This window comes from Empedobacter sp. UBA1574, from assembly GCF_002322895.1.
Classification (GTDB): domain Bacteria; phylum Bacteroidota; class Bacteroidia; order Flavobacteriales; family Weeksellaceae; genus Empedobacter; species Empedobacter falsenii_B.
In genome coordinates, this window is sequence record NZ_DCOI01000033.1 from 68,118 (window position 1) to 83,267 (window position 15,150).

Below are 15,150 nucleotides of genomic sequence, written 5' to 3' on the forward strand. Positions count from 1 at the left end.
TACAACACGTAGGAATTCCAGAAAATATAGAGGTTACAATTCTTCATGTAAAAGATTTAGTAAAATCTAATCAAGGAGAACAACCACAAGCTTATACTTTTGTTATCGAAAATGACAATCAATTTGATGGATTAATTTCTTTAAATTTAGGTAGGGCTAAATACAAGAATGCAGAAGTTTGGTTTAAACTTCATCCAGATTTTTGGAACAAAGGAATTGCAACAGAAGCTTTAAGAGAAATTATTTCTTTTGGATTCAATACGTTAAATCTTCATAGAATCGAAGCTGGATGCGCAATTGAAAATATTGGTTCTTACAAAGTTCTTGAAAAAGTTGGAATGATTCGAGAAGCACATACCAGAAAGCTTCTTCCTCTAAAATCTGGTTGGGCAGATAATTATGGCTACGCTATTTTATCGACTGACTTACGATAAAAATTAAGTCATTGCAAACTCATTTTAGAATCATATCTTATTTGATAACAAGTTCAGCTTATCTACAAATTCTCCCTTAAATTTCGTAAACTTGTGTTATAAAACAACAAAAATGAAATTAATCGGTCCTTTCAGACAAATTATAACACTTGCCAATTTACCTTTAAAAGGTGCTATTCACGAAAACCAAGTCGAAGTTCTCGAAGATGGAGGAATTATTATTGATGATGAAACAATTGTAGAAATAGGAAATTTCGAAACGCTTTCTCAACAACATCCAACTATCGAAATTGAACATATCGAAACGGAACAAATTCTTCTTCCTGGATTTGTAGATTCGCATACACACGTTTGTTTTGGAGGAAATCGTGCCAAAGATTTCGCCATGCGTTTGGACGGAAAAACCTATTTAGAAATTGCCGAAAGTGGTGGTGGAATTTGGTCTACTGTGACAGAAACACGTAAGAAAACAGTTGACGAACTGAAAGATATTACGCTAAAACATATTGCCCAATTAGCTAAACAAGGAATCACAACTGCTGAAGTAAAATCTGGTTATGCTCTCTCTGTTGAGGGTGAAATTAAAATGTTAGAAGCGATAAATATGGCGAATCAAGAAAGTGAGATTGATTTGATTCCTACTTTTTTAGGTGCGCATATGAAACCAAAAGATTTTGAAGGTTCGAACAAAGAATATTTAGAACTTTTGGTGAAAGAAGTTTTTCCTAAATTAAAATCTGATGATTTAGCAAATCGTATCGATATTTTTGTGGAACAATCTGCTTTCTCTGTTGAGGAAGGCGATTATTTCTTAAACGAAGCAAAAAATCAAGGTTTTGATATTACGATTCACGCTGATCAATTTACAGCTGGAGGAAGTTATTTAGCTACAAAATTCGATGCTTTGAGTGCAGATCATTTAGAATTTTCAGGAGAAGAAGAAGTGAAAAAACTTGCCAATTCTGATGTTGTTGCAACTGTTTTACCTGGCGCTTCTATCGGTTTGGGAATGCAATATGCACCTGCTCGAAAATTGTTAGATGCTGGTTGTTGCGTTTCGATTGCTTCGGATTGGAATCCTGGCTCAGCTCCAATGGGAAATCTTCTTACACAAGCTTCTGTTTTGGCTACTTTTGAGAAATTATCAATGGCAGAAGTTTTAGCTGCAATTACTTTTCGTGCTGCAAAGGCTTTAAATTTAGCTGATCGTGGAACAATAGAAAAAGGTAAAAAAGCCGATTTTATCAGCTTCTCTACCTTCGATTATCGTAATATTATCTATTATCAAGGACAATTACAACCAACAAATGTATGGAAAAATGGTGCTTTGATTAATCAATAGTGTAAATATTATCAGGAGTGATGGTGTTTGTCGGCGTGTAAATTAACCAATCGGTAATCATTTCTTGCGGATAAAGACCTTCATCTCCTTCATTCAAACCTTCTACAGCATAAGGACGATTCAAACAAACGCCAAAAATTTCGTTGTTCTCATTGATTCCGTACACATCAAACCAAATGTGTTCCTTATTCATTTCATGATCGACATCAAATCCTAATTTAATTAAAAATCGATAATAATTTTCTTCATCTGCTTCTGGATTAAAATATGTGTTAAATGCTTTTTTATACAATTCAAAACGTTGATAAGCCAAGGCTGACATTCGTTCCGTTTCCTGATCGCTGATAAAGAAAATCGGATTATCTGCAATTGTCGCCGCATAAACTTCTGGTGTCAATGTATGTCCTTCTTGCACCGCTAACAAAACGCCACAAGGTTCATAATTTTCGTTTTCTGGCTGACGTTCATTGTAACCTCCAGGAATTTTAGCAGGATAATCTTTCACCACATCTTCCCAACGTTTCCAACAAAATGTAATATCCAAACCATCATAACCAATATTAAATTCTTCATTTTCTGGCGAACGAAAATCTGGTTTGATAAACGCATTTACAATCATATCCAAAGCCGAATTCATCTGCTCTACTCCATCTTTGATGTTCAACATCTCCAACTCCACAGAACCGCAACGATGCAAACCATGCGTATGCATCCAATACACGCGATCGCCATTTTCATCCTCATCATAAACGCCATGAATCACATATAAATACGAAGGCGCAGGCGGAATTTCTGACTCTGCTGTCACTTTAGCCCATTTACCAGAAAGCAAACGATAAGGCATAAAATCGACAACAATAGACGGGTTTTCAACAATTGCTTGCATAATTTTTAATTGCAAATGAAAACTATCCAATGCATCATTTCCAAAATACATCACAGATTCCAAATAAAAATCTTGTTGCGTTGCAATTTCCATTTCTTCGTCCGAAATCATATTTCCAAAACCAAATTCAGAATAATCGTTACTTCTCGCATCCACAACATACAAATTCACATCAAATTCTTCCTCCAAATAAGACACTACAAGTTGATATTCTTGCTTTACAGCTCCATTTTCGTCTTTATCAATCTCGATAAGATCAAAATTGATTAATTGAAAATAATCGGTTGATTTTAGACTTTTTTCAATTGATTCTCTTGAAAATACAAAATCTTTCGACGAAGGAAAAATTCCCATTGTAGAAGGTAAACTCAATCCATCCTCTGCAATTCCTTTGTACAATTCTTGATTTGTCATAGTTATTTTTAGTTTGTTTTTTGTTAAAGATAAATGTTTTAAGTTCATCAAAATTTTAGCAAAATGTTAAACTTTAAAATGATTAAAGATGATAATTCAGTTCGCATTACGTTAATTTATTGTAATTTTGTTCGCATAATTTTACAATTATGATAGCATCTATGACAGGTTACGGTAAATCCGTATTGGAATTACCTGAGAAAAAAGTAACGATAGAAATCCGTTCTTTAAACAGTAAAACACTAGATTTAAACACGAGAATTCCTTCTTTTTATCGTGAAAAAGAATTAGAAATCAGAAACCTTATTTCAGAAAAAGTTCAACGTGGAAAAGTTGATTTTTCGATGTTAGTAGAGTTAAATCCTGCTGCAAGAAATCAAAATATAAATGCTGAATTAATCAAAAGTTATATGGCAGAATTTAAATCAATCACACCAAATGTGACTGATGGTGAATTATTGCCTGTAGTAATGCGCCTTCCAGACGTTATTTCGTACACGCAAGACGATTTGAGTGAAGACGAATGGAATCAAATTCGCGCAACAATTATTGATGCGATCGACGCATTAAATCAATTTAGATTAGATGAAGGAAAAGTTTTAGAGAAATATTTGACTTTAAACTTGAATAACATTCTTGAGCTTTTAACACAAGTTGTCCCTTTTGAAAAAGAACGAATTGAAACTATAAAAGAACGTTTCAATAAACGTTTAGAAGAATTAAAAGTTGATGTTGATCAAAATCGTTTCGAACAAGAATTAATTTTCTATTTGGAGAAATTTGATATCACAGAAGAAAAAGTTCGTCTAAAAAACCATTGCGAATATTTCTTAAAAGAATTAGCTGGAACTGAATCAAATGGAAAAAAACTAGGATTTATTTCGCAAGAAATTGGTCGTGAAATCAATACATTAGGTTCTAAATCAAATCATTCTGAAATGCAAAAAATTGTTGTTCAGATGAAAGATGAATTAGAAAAAATTAAAGAACAATCGTTAAACATTTTATAATGAAAAAAGGAAAATTAATCGTCTTTTCGGCTCCATCAGGCGCAGGAAAAACAACTTTGGTTCGTTACGCTTTAGAACAATTGGAGAATATCAAATTTTCTATTTCTTGTACAACTAGAGATAAACGCGAAGGTGAAACTCACGGAGAAGACTATTATTTCTTAACACCAGAAGAATTTAAGGCAAAAATTGCAAACGACGAATTCGTAGAGCACGAAGAAGTTTACCGCGATAATTTTTACGGAACTTTAAAATCGGAAGTTGATCGCATTACATCTGAAGGAAATTCTGTAATTTTTGATATTGATGTTATTGGTGCATTGAATATCAAAAAATTGTACGGAGATCAATGTTTAACAGTATTTGTAAATCCTCCATCTTTGGAAATATTGAAAGAACGTTTAATTTCTCGCAACACAGAAAGCGAAGATAAATTGAAACAACGTATTGATAAAGCAGGAATTGAAATGGAAAAAGCTAAAGAGTTTGATATCATTTTATTGAACGACGATTTAGAAACTGCAAAAGCAAAAACCTTAGAAATTATTACAGATTTTATTAAATAATAATTTTTAATCATCATGATATAAATGCCTCGAATAAATAAAATCGAGGCATTTTTGTTATCTTTAGCTTTCGAAAAAATCACTACATAAAATGGAAATAGAAAATAGTTTAGAAATCAACAACGCCAATATTCATTATGTTCACCACGAAATAAATCCAGAAAATCCAACACTTATTTTTTTACACGATTCCTTAGGTTGCACCCAACTTTGGAGAGATTTCCCAAAAGAAGTTGCCGAAAAAACAAATTGTAATTTATTCATCTACGATAGAAAAGGTTATGGAAAATCGTCGCCTTTTACCATTGATCGTCGCGAATTGACTTACATGCATGATGAAGCAGATTTTCTAAATGATTTGGTTCAATATTTCAACTTCAAAGACATTATTTTATTTGGACATAGCGATGGCGGATCGATTGCGTTACTTTATGCTTCGAAATATCATCAAAATTTAAAAGGAATTGTTGTAGTTGGTTCGCACATTATTGTAGAAGAAATTTCTTTACAAGGAATCAGAGATGCAAAAATTGCATATGCAGAAACTAATTTGAAAGAACGTTTGACAAAATATCATGGCGATAAAACGCAGAAAGTTTTTGAGATGTGGACAGAAACTTGGTTACGCCCAGATTTTATTGATTTTGATATTCGAAAAGAATTGCAAAACATCGAATGTCCAACTTTGGTTATTCAAGGAATTGATGATGAATATGGTTCGATTGAGCAAGTAAATGGAATTATCAACAATGTAAAAGGAAGAAAAGAAAGTTATCTTGTTCCTGATGCAAAACATACACCTTACAAAGAGAATAGGACGCCGACTTTGGCAAAAACAGTTGAGTTTATTGATTCGTTATAACGAATCAATAAACCTAAATATTACCATTTTACTCAATTTTTTCTCCTACGTTTAATCCATTTATAAACTTCAAACCACAATACAGATAACATTGCTACAAGCATCGCCATTCCTAATTCTTTTAGATTCAACGAAGAAACTTTAAAAAATAAAGAAATTGACTTTATATACAGTATTGCAAAAAGTATAAGCAATGTAAGAATTATAACGCCAACCATTAAATTATTTTTATTTTTAAAACTTGACCACAAGCTATAATAAAACGATCTATTCGTTAAACTTAACCAAACATTTGAGAAAATCAACGTTGTAAAAACCATTGCTCGGGTTTTCTCTTCATTTCCGCCTAACTGATAAGTGTATTGATAAACAAAAAGCAATCCTAATGTGATGATAATTCCTTGAATAATACTTGTTGAAAGTTCTTTCCAATTCAGAAAAGTTTCCGTCATAGGACGAGGTTTTTCGTTCATAGAATTTTTCTCTAAAGGCTCGTTTTCATACACAATAGAACAGGTTGGTCCCATTACCAATTCTAAGAAAATAACATGAACCGGTGTGAAAATTTGCGGAAAAGCCCAACCTAAAAACAACGGCAATGAAACAATTAATATAATTGGAATATGAATCGAGATAATGTATTGAACAGCTTTTTTAAGATTCGTATAAATGCGTCTTCCAGCAGCTATTCCGATAACTAATTTTCCTAAATCATCATTTGTTAAAATTAATTGCGCAGCTTGTTTGGCTATTTCAGTTCCTTTTTCGCCCATTGCAACACCAATGTGTGCGGCTTTCAATGCTGGTCCATCGTTTACTCCGTCGCCCAACATTGCAACTACTTCTCCATCCTCTTTCAAAGCTTTCACGACGGCTAATTTTGCTTCGGGAAACATTCGTGCAAATAAGACTTTTTCGTCGGCTGCTTTTAATAATTCTTTTTCAGAAAGTTGTGTAATTTCACTTCCTGTAATACTATCTTCAGCATGAATAATTCCTGCCTGATTCGCAATACTCATCGTAGTTTCGGCATTATCGCCTGTAATTACTTTTACTTTTATTCCGGCATTATATATTTTCTCGAAAACCTCATTTATTCCCTTTTTAGGCGGATCATAAAAGACAACAAAACCTAACAATTCAAAAGGTAAATCTTGTTGTTGTTTTGGAAAATCGTTTGAATTAAAAGTAGATTTTGCAACACCCAAAAGTCGGAAACCTTTTGTTCCAAAATCGCGAATAACGTTTCGTAAATGATCTTTTTGTTGATCAGAAAGATTCGAAACTTGTAAAATAGCTTCTGGAGCACCTTTTGCCGCAATTATTCGTTGATTATCTTTATTTTTAAAACAATGCGTCATCATCGGAGGTTTTCCAGATAAAGGATATTCGAAAAACATTTGATATTGATTGCGCTCATCAACCTGTGTTTGTTCGTAAACTCGGTGCAACGTTTTTTCCATTGGATCGAATGGAACAGGTTCACTACTCCACATCGCATATTGTATAATCTTAGAAATTTCGACATCATTGAATTGAATTTCATCAAAAACCGTAGACATTTTTGCATCATAAATCGCTTTCAATTTCATCGAATTTTCGGTAATTGTGCCTGTTTTATCACTACAAATAACAGTTGTGCTTCCTAAAGTTTCGACAACGCTACTCTTTTTTACAATAATTCCTTCGCGTAATAATTTCCATGAACCCAATGCCATAAATGTAGTAAATGCAACTGGTATTTCTTCGGGTAAAATAGACATTGCCAAAGTCAAACCGTTTAATAAACTACTTACAATGTCTTTTGTTTGAAAATAATTGAATCCGCAAACCATTGCAAAAACAATAATTCCAATGATTGCCATTCCTTTCACAAATTTTTCTATCTGCAATTGCAAAGGCGATTTTTCTTCTTTTATAGATAAAATTGACGTTCCTATTTTTCCCAACTTCGTTTCTGCTCCAATGGCTGTCACTTCAAAAATAGCCAAACCAGAAACTGTCAAAGTTCCACTGTAAATTTCTGGATGATCTATATCTTTAAAAACTGACATACTTTCGCCTGTTAAAGCCGATTCATTCACCGAAAAATCATTACTATGAACAATATTTCCATCCGCATTAATCATTTTTCCTTCTTCCGTAATACACAAATCACCAATTGTAATTTCGTGTGTTGGTATCTCAACTAATCGTCCATTACGAATAACTGAACTCAAAGGTTCGTTCAACTTTTCTAACTCTTGCAGAGCTTTTTGATTACGAGAACCTTGGTAAAATGAAATTCCTGTCACAGCAACAATAGCCACAAACATAAATGCAGCTTCGCCCAAATCACCAACCAACACATAAATAATTGATACAGCAATCAAAATTAGCGTCATTGGTTCTTTTAGAATATCAAATAATAAACTATACCAAGCAGAATTCTGTTCACCCTTTATAGCATTATCTCCGTATTGTTGTTGAGCTTTTTTGACTTCAGAATCAGATAACCCTTTTAAATTTTCAGGAATTTTTATAGACATTATTTCAATCGATTAGTGTTTACTAAAGTTACAGCTAAATCCAATTAAAAAATAGTTTAATACTTGATTATATCCTATTTAGATTTGATTTCAATTAAAACAAAAAAATCATTTCTTTCGAAATGATTTTTGCTCTATTATTAAGGAATTAATTTTCGAATGCATCGCAGTTTATGCGAATATTTTTGAGAATCGGTATTGAAAATTCCATTTGTATCGATTGGATCAATTCTAACTTTTCCGTGTGCGTGCAAAATTTTTCCATTGCCACACATAATTCCGACATGAATAATTAGACCTTCTGCATTATCAAAAAAAGCTAAATCACCTGGTTCTGCTTCTTCTACAAAACTCAAAACTTCACCCATTTCCGCTTGTTGATAAGCATCTCTTGGAATTTTATAGCCACCTATTTTGTACACTTGTTGCGTTAAACCAGAACAATCAATACCGAACGAAGATTTTCCTCCCCACAAATAAGGTACATTTAGATAGGCTTTTGCAATTTCTACCAATTGATCTTTTGATTTTTTACCAGACGTATATACCCCAAAATATTCAAAACATTTTGGACCAATTTTGATTTTACTTTCATTCAAAGTACGAACCTCAGCTCCAATTGTCAACGTCATTGGCAAGCCATTTTCCATCGCATGATTATACGGATTAATTGCAAATTTCTCGATCGAATCTTTATTATATTCTTCTTCCGAAATTTCTACAATTTGTTTTGGATCTAGCCAACCTTCGTAACCATCAAAAGCTAACTGAACTTTAGTCCATTTTTCTAATTCTTCTAAAATAATCAACTTTTCTCCAAACAAAACCTGACTCACCATTTCTGATGAATCTCTTGCTTCGTAGCGCAATGGCGCAACACTTACTTGACAAATGGCGTACTTCATTATTTTTTTCGAATTAACGTAATTCCGTCACGAATTGGTAAAATTATCGACTCTACTCGTTTGTCTTTCGTTACCATTTCATTAAATTCTTTCAAAATTTTTGTCGAAGGATCTTTTTTATCTTCCTCTTCCATCATTACTTTTCCGTACCACAAAACATTGTCAACTAACATGGTTCCTCCTGGACGTAAAAGTTCTAAAACTTTTTCAAAATAATAAGGATAACTCTCTTTATCAGCATCAATAAAAGCTAAATCTACAGAATTTTTCTCGATTGTTTCTAATTCTTCGCGTGCATCATTGATTCTAAAATCAATTTTTGAAGCAAATTCAGATTCATCAAAATATTTTCTGCACAAATATTCCAATTCATCATTTTTATCCATCGTAATGATTTTTCCATCAGCAATCAAACCTTCTGCCAAACACAATGTTGCGTAACCTGTAAAAGTTCCTAACTCTAAAATAGTTTTTGGGACTAAAATCTTTGACAAAATACTTAACAAACGACCTTGATATTCTCCCGAAATCATGTGTGGCTGCGTTGTACATTGATAAGTTTCAACACGTAAACGGCTCAAGATTTCAGGTTCTTGATCCACATGATGATCTAAATACGATTCTAAAACTGGTGAAATTTTTATCATACCTTTAAAAAGTCAACAAAATTACAAAAAATGCATTGAATATCGGCTATATAAAGGAAATTTAGAAGAGAAAATTTATCCAAAATAATCAAACCAAAAAAGCATTACTTTTGGGTAATGCTTTTTGTTTTGAAAATTATTTTGATAAGCTTAGACTAAATCTTAACCTCAGCCTTACTTTAAACTTTTCCTTTCTGAATAACAGTTACAACATCTGGATCTAATAATGTTGATGTATCGCCAAAATCAGTTTCGTTGCTTGCTATTTTTCTTAAAATACGACGCATAATTTTTCCGCTTCGCGTTTTTGGTAAACCTGAAACAAACTGTATTTTATCTGGCTTTGCAATTGCTCCAATTAATTTAGAAACTCCATTTTTTATTTCTGCTTCAAGTTCTGGTGAACCTTGTACTCCATCTTGCAAAATCACATAAGCATACAATGCATTTCCTTTGATATCATGAGGATAACCAACAACCGCGCTTTCTGCTACAGCTTCGTGTTCATTTATCGCATTTTCTATTGGTGCAGTTCCTAAATTGTGTCCAGAAACAATCACTACATCATCTACACGTCCTGTAATTCGATAATTTTCCATTACATCACGATACGCTCCATCTCCTGTAAAATAATATCCCGGAAATGTTGAAAAATAGGTTTCTACATAGCGTTTATGATTACCATAAATAGTACGAGCCATAGATGGCCAAGGAAATTTAATTGCTAAACGTCCTTCTGCTTTTTCATTTACTGCTTCTACTTCTTTTCCATGTTCATCCATTAAAACTGGCTGAATTCCTGGAAGCGGTAATGTTGCAAACGTTGGACGAAGCGGCGTAATTCCTGCTAATGGCGAAATCAAAATAGATCCCGTTTCTGTTTGCCACCATGTATCTACAATTGGACAATTTCCTTTTCCAATATAATCATTAAACCAGTGCCAAGCTTCCTCGTTAATTGGTTCACCAACTGATCCTAAAACTTTAAGACTTGATAAATCATATTTCTCGACATAATCTAAGGATTCACGAGCTAACGAACGAATTGCTGTTGGAGCTGTATAGAAATGTGTCACTTTTAATTTTTCGACAATTTCCCAAAAACGTCCAAAATCAGGAAAACTTGGAATTCCTTCGAACATTACTGAAGTTGCTCCACAAGCCAAAGGTCCATAAATAATGTAACTATGTCCTGTAATCCAACCGATATCTGCTGTACACCAATAAATATCGTTGTGCTCCATTTGAAAAATATTATCGAACGAATAAGCCGTTTCCACCATATATCCACCACATGTATGCACCATTCCTTTTGGTTTTCCTGTAGAACCAGAAGTATACAAAATAAACAAAGGATCTTCGGCATCCATAATTTCCGCAGGACAATTATCGTCTACCTTATGCATTTCATCAATCCAAAATTTATCACGTCCACCAACCATAGAAGTAGGCTCGATAGCACGTCGATAAACAATACACGACTGAATAGAAGCACAATCTTTTAAGGCTTCATCACAAATTGCTTTTAAGTTAATTGATTTCGTTCCACGAAAAACTTCGTTTGCTGTCACCAAAACCTTACATTGCGCATCGTTGATACGAGAGGCAATTGCAGCAGAAGAAAATCCTGCAAAAACAATAGAATGTACCGCGCCAATACGAGCACAAGCTAACATCGCGATGGCTAATTCTGGAATCATTGGCATATAAATACACACACGATCTCCTTTTTGTACGCCATTATTTTTTAAGACATTCGCAAATTGGCAAACTTTTGAATGCAATTGACGATATGTAATAATTCTAGATTCCTCTAAAGGATTATTTGGTTCCCAAATTAAAGCTGTTTTGTTTCCATTTTTTTCCAAATGACGATCCAAAACATTTTCGGTAATATTTAGTTGTCCACCTTGAAACCATTTAAAATCTGCTTGTTCAAAATTATATTCAAGTGTTTTGTCCCATTTCTTTTGCCAAACGAAGTTTCCAGCAATTTTATCCCAAAATTTTTCAGGCTCCTCGACACTTTTTTTATACGCTTTCTTATATTCAGAAAACGAATTGATTCTAAAATTGTTAATCATTTTAATTTTAATTGTGGTTTTGAATACTAAATATAAAAAAAGCGAATCAATTTATCAAATTAACTCGCTTATATTTTACAAATGAATAAAAACTATTCTATTTTCCTTTATACGGACTTGCATTGTAATATGCTAAAGCAGTTGGTAAGGCTTCCTTTATTTTAGCCATACGCGTCGCATCCGAAGGGTGAGTACTCAAGAATTCTGAAACTCCTGCATTTCCACTTTTCGCCGCCATACGTTCCCAAAAAGGAATTGCTTGAGAAGGATCATAACCCGCCATCGCCATTAAATACAATCCTGTAACATCAGCATCTAATTCCATTTTACGAGAATAGTTTAGTAAACCAACTTGTGCACCTACAGGATATAATTGTTCAAAAACTTTTGCATATTCTGCATTTCCAATGGATCCACCAACTATTTGTCCTAAACCTTGTGCGGCCATTTGCTGAGAAGCTTGCTCCGCACTATGACCAGCCAAAGCGTGACCAATTTCGTGACCTAAAACAACAGCCAATCCCGTTGCATCTTTGGTAACAGGTAAAATACCTGAATAAACCGCAACTTTACCTCCAGGCATACACCATGCATTTACTTCGTTTGCATTTAACAACGTAAATTGCCATTGATAACCTTGTAATTGAGAAGATATTCCCTTTTCTTGATAATATTTTTCAGCGGCATATTTTAAACGTTCCCCTACTGTTTGCACCATTTTAGCATCGGCAGTACCTGTAATTACTTTCCCTTGTTTAAGAACCTGAGAATATTGATTGTAAGCTGTCGGAAATAAATCTGCATTAGAAACTAATGACAACGATTTACGTCCGGTAACAGGGTTTGTAGCACAAGAAGCTAATACTAAAGCTCCTGCTACAGTTAAAATTATTTTCTTCATATTTTTAAGTTTATTTACCAAGTTTCTTTTTGATTTCGTTCAATTTCATCAATGCTTCAACAGGTGTTAACGTATTGATATCTGTGTTCAGAATTTCTTCTCTTATAGAATCTAAAATTGGATCATCTAACTGAAAGAAACTTAATTGCATATTATCTTGCGTTATTTTCTCCGTTTTATTCGAGATTCCTTCATCTGTTTTCGTTGCTTCCAAAATTTTCAACACATCATTTGCTCTGTCCACCACTCGTTTTGGCATCCCAGCCATTTTAGCAACATGTATACCAAAACTGTGCTCACTTCCTCCTGGAACTAATTTTCTCAAAAATAATATTGTATCTTTTGTTTCTTTGATACTAACATTAAAGTTTTTGATACGTTCCATCGATTTTGACATTTCATTCAATTCATGATAATGCGTTGCAAACAATGTTTTTGGTTTCAAGGCACTTTGATGTAAAAATTCTGCAATTGCCCATGCAATCGAAATTCCATCGTAAGTCGAAGTTCCTCGACCAATTTCATCCAATAAAATCAAACTTCGTTCCGAAATGTTATTTAAGATACTTGCTGTCTCATTCATTTCGACCATAAATGTCGATTCACCTGATGAAATATTATCTGAAGCACCAACTCGAGTAAAAACTTTATCAATGATTCCTAAATCTGCAGCTTGAGCTGGAACAAAACTTCCCATTTGCGCCATCAAAACAATCAAAGCAGTTTGACGTAAAAGCGCCGATTTACCAGACATATTTGGTCCAGTAATCATAATAATTTGCTGATGATCCGAATTTAACTCAACATTATTCGACACATATTGTTCACCAATTGGTAATTGTTGCTCAATCACAGCATGACGACCTTCTTTTATATTTAGTTCAAAACCATCATTAAGAGAAGGTTTTGTGTAATTATTTTTCTCTGCTATTTCTGCAAAAGTTGACAAAACATCCAAAAATGCAATTGCTTTTGCCGTTTGTTGAATCGGTAAAAGTTTAGTGATAATTTCTTGTAACAATTCAATAAATAATTGATTTTCTATAGCAAGAATTTTTTCTTCTGCACCAAGAATTTGTGTTTCGTACTCTTTTAATTCTTCGGTAATATAACGCTCTGCATTCACCAAAGTTTGCTTACGAATCCATTCTTCTGGCACTTTATCTTTGTGCGTATTTCGAACTTCAATATAATAACCAAACACATTATTGAATGCAATTTTCAAGGACGAAATTCCAGTTCGTTCTGTTTCGCGTTGACACATTTGATCCAAATAATCTTTTCCAGAAAACTGAATTTTTCGTAATCGATCCAATTCTTCTGAAACACCTTCTCTAATTACATTTCCTTTTACAATTTGATGCGGAGGCTCGTTAGAAAGTGTATCAAAAATCTTTTGTGTTAAATGATCAATTGGTTCGATTCGAGAAAATAAATCTGCAACTTCTTTGATATTCGATTGTTCAGCAACTTCTTTTATTTCTTCCGAAATTTTCAAACTTTGTGCTAATTGTTGCAATTGACGAGGTGTAATTTTACCTGTCGAAACTTTTCCAGCCAAACGTTCTAAATCGGTTAATTGACCTAATTTTTCTCGCAAATCGTAACGTAAATCTCCAAATTTGTAGAAGTATTCGACAATATTTTGACGACGTTGAATTGATTTCAAATCTTTCAACACCATTACCATCCAACGATTCAACAAACGTGCTCCCATCGGAGTTTTGGTATCGTCTAAAACATTTAATAACGTAACACCTTTTGGATGTGGAGAATAAACCAATTCGAGATTGCGAATCGTAAATGGATCCATCCACACAAAACTATCTTGATTAAGACGCTGAATAGATGTTAGATGCTGAATTTCGAAGTGATGTGTGTCATCCAAATAAGCTAAAATTGCACCCGCAGAAATGATTCCATCTTTTAAATCCTCAATTCCAAAACCTTTTAGATTCTTAGTTTTAAAAAGATTGGTTAATTTATCAACTGCAAAATCATATTGAAAAGCCCAATCATCCAACAAAAATTTACTTTTGACATCAGAAAAATTATATTTAACACGTTTTTGGTAAATCACTTCACTTGGTCGAAACGATTGAATAATTTTCGCTACTTGATCTTCTTGTCCTTCCGAAACCAAAAATTCTCCTGTCGAAACATCTAACAACGCAATTCCAAAAGCTTTATCACCTTGATGAACAGCCATCAAAAAGTTATTCGATTTTGACGATAAAACCTCATCTTGCAACGCAACACCAGGCGTTACCAATTCTGTAACACCACGTTTTACGATACCTTTTACCATCTTTGGATCTTCGAGCTGATCACAAATTGCAACGCGTAAACCGGCTTTCACCAATTTCGGTAAATAAGTATTCAAACTATGATGAGGAAACCCTGCCAAAGCACTATTATCAGAACCATTGGCGCGTTTTGTTAAAACTATATCTAAAATGCGAGAAGCTCGCACAGCATCTTCTCCAAATGTTTCGTAAAAATCTCCCACACGGAACAACAACATTGCATCAGGATATTTCGCCTTGATGGTGTTATATTGTTTCATTAGAG

Annotated in this window: 11 protein-coding genes and 1 pseudogene; 5 read left to right on the forward strand and 7 right to left on the reverse strand. The window is 33.6% G+C overall.

Annotated features, from left to right (window positions below; translation table 11 throughout):
• Nucleotides 1-104: 104 nt before the first annotated feature.
• Nucleotides 105-335: pseudogene (locus tag B3578_RS14345) on the forward strand (GNAT family N-acetyltransferase); the annotation flags it as partial.
• Between the two features lie 211 nt (nt 336-546).
• Nucleotides 547-1,776 (forward strand): imidazolonepropionase, encoded by a 1,230-nt coding sequence (gene hutI, locus B3578_RS11180; RefSeq protein WP_219033614.1) that lies wholly within the window; start codon nt 547-549, stop codon nt 1,774-1,776.
• On the opposite strand, the gene B3578_RS11185 is transcribed toward hutI, so the two are convergent.
• Entirely contained in the window at nt 1,766-3,076 is a 1,311-nt protein-coding gene (locus B3578_RS11185; protein ID WP_219033615.1) for a DUF4026 domain-containing protein, read from the reverse strand. The two genes, hutI and B3578_RS11185, sit on opposite strands and share 11 nt — an antisense overlap.
• Before the next feature lie 149 nt (nt 3,077-3,225).
• On the opposite strand from B3578_RS11185, the gene B3578_RS11190 reads away from it, so the two are divergent.
• The 3 genes from B3578_RS11190 to B3578_RS11200 all read left to right on the forward strand — a co-directional run bounded on the left by B3578_RS11190 (nt 3,226) and on the right by B3578_RS11200 (nt 5,514).
• Nucleotides 3,226-4,086: a YicC/YloC family endoribonuclease gene (locus B3578_RS11190; protein ID WP_236688172.1), complete on the forward strand. Its 861-nt coding sequence runs from the start codon at nt 3,226-3,228 to the stop codon at nt 4,084-4,086.
• On the forward strand, nt 4,086-4,652 hold the full coding sequence (gene gmk, locus B3578_RS11195) for a guanylate kinase (RefSeq protein ID WP_221854349.1): 567 nt from the start codon (nt 4,086-4,088) through the stop codon (nt 4,650-4,652). Before B3578_RS11190 ends, gmk begins: the two co-directional genes overlap by 1 nt.
• A 91-nt stretch (nt 4,653-4,743) precedes the next feature.
• On the forward strand, nt 4,744-5,514 hold the full coding sequence (locus B3578_RS11200) for an alpha/beta fold hydrolase (RefSeq protein ID WP_221854348.1): 771 nt from the start codon (nt 4,744-4,746) through the stop codon (nt 5,512-5,514).
• A 32-nt stretch (nt 5,515-5,546) separates the two neighbouring features.
• On the opposite strand, the gene B3578_RS11205 is transcribed toward B3578_RS11200, so the two are convergent.
• The 6 genes from B3578_RS11205 to mutS all read right to left on the reverse strand — a co-directional run bounded on the left by B3578_RS11205 (nt 5,547) and on the right by mutS (nt 15,145).
• The gene (locus tag B3578_RS11205) at nt 5,547-8,042 is read right to left on the reverse strand and encodes a cation-translocating P-type ATPase (protein WP_291048719.1); all 2,496 of its coding nucleotides are present in this window, start codon (nt 8,040-8,042) and stop codon (nt 5,547-5,549) included.
• A gap of 140 nt (nt 8,043-8,182) precedes the next feature.
• Nucleotides 8,183-8,947, reverse strand: a complete 765-nt coding sequence (locus tag B3578_RS11210; RefSeq protein ID WP_219033619.1) for a C40 family peptidase — start codon at nt 8,945-8,947, stop codon at nt 8,183-8,185.
• On the reverse strand, nt 8,947-9,594 hold the full coding sequence (locus B3578_RS11215; protein WP_291048723.1) for an O-methyltransferase: 648 nt from the start codon (nt 9,592-9,594) through the stop codon (nt 8,947-8,949). Before B3578_RS11215 ends, B3578_RS11210 begins: the two co-directional genes overlap by 1 nt.
• Nucleotides 9,595-9,773: 179 nt before the next feature.
• Nucleotides 9,774-11,678, reverse strand: a complete 1,905-nt coding sequence (gene acs / locus B3578_RS11220; protein WP_286494673.1) for an acetate--CoA ligase — start codon at nt 11,676-11,678, stop codon at nt 9,774-9,776.
• A gap of 97 nt (nt 11,679-11,775) precedes the next feature.
• Nucleotides 11,776-12,579, reverse strand: a complete 804-nt coding sequence (locus B3578_RS11225) for a M48 family metallopeptidase (RefSeq protein ID WP_221854344.1) — start codon at nt 12,577-12,579, stop codon at nt 11,776-11,778.
• A gap of 10 nt (nt 12,580-12,589) precedes the next feature.
• The gene (gene mutS / locus B3578_RS11230; RefSeq protein WP_286494675.1) at nt 12,590-15,145 is read right to left on the reverse strand and encodes a DNA mismatch repair protein MutS; all 2,556 of its coding nucleotides are present in this window, start codon (nt 15,143-15,145) and stop codon (nt 12,590-12,592) included.
• Nucleotides 15,146-15,150 lie beyond the last annotated feature (5 nt).

Excerpts from the sequence above, each read along its gene's own strand:
- B3578_RS11185 (WP_219033615.1), bottom strand. The coding sequence starts at position 3,076 with ATGACAAATCAAGAATTGTACAAAGGAATTGCAGAGGATGGATTGAGT.
- B3578_RS11210 (WP_219033619.1), bottom strand. The coding sequence starts at position 8,947 with ATGAAGTACGCCATTTGTCAAGTAAGTGTTGCGCCATTGCGCTACGAA.
- acs (WP_286494673.1), bottom strand. The coding sequence starts at position 11,678 with ATGATTAACAATTTTAGAATCAATTCGTTTTCTGAATATAAGAAAGCG.
- B3578_RS11190 (WP_236688172.1), top strand. The coding sequence starts at position 3,226 with ATGATAGCATCTATGACAGGTTACGGTAAATCCGTATTGGAATTACCT.
- gmk (WP_221854349.1), top strand. The coding sequence starts at position 4,086 with ATGAAAAAAGGAAAATTAATCGTCTTTTCGGCTCCATCAGGCGCAGGA.
- mutS (WP_286494675.1), bottom strand. The coding sequence starts at position 15,145 with ATGAAACAATATAACACCATCAAGGCGAAATATCCTGATGCAATGTTG.
- hutI (WP_219033614.1), top strand. The coding sequence starts at position 547 with ATGAAATTAATCGGTCCTTTCAGACAAATTATAACACTTGCCAATTTA.
- B3578_RS11215 (WP_291048723.1), bottom strand. The coding sequence starts at position 9,594 with ATGATAAAAATTTCACCAGTTTTAGAATCGTATTTAGATCATCATGTG.
- B3578_RS11200 (WP_221854348.1), top strand. The coding sequence starts at position 4,744 with ATGGAAATAGAAAATAGTTTAGAAATCAACAACGCCAATATTCATTAT.
- B3578_RS11225 (WP_221854344.1), bottom strand. The coding sequence starts at position 12,579 with ATGAAGAAAATAATTTTAACTGTAGCAGGAGCTTTAGTATTAGCTTCT.
- B3578_RS11205 (WP_291048719.1), bottom strand. The coding sequence starts at position 8,042 with ATGTCTATAAAAATTCCTGAAAATTTAAAAGGGTTATCTGATTCTGAA.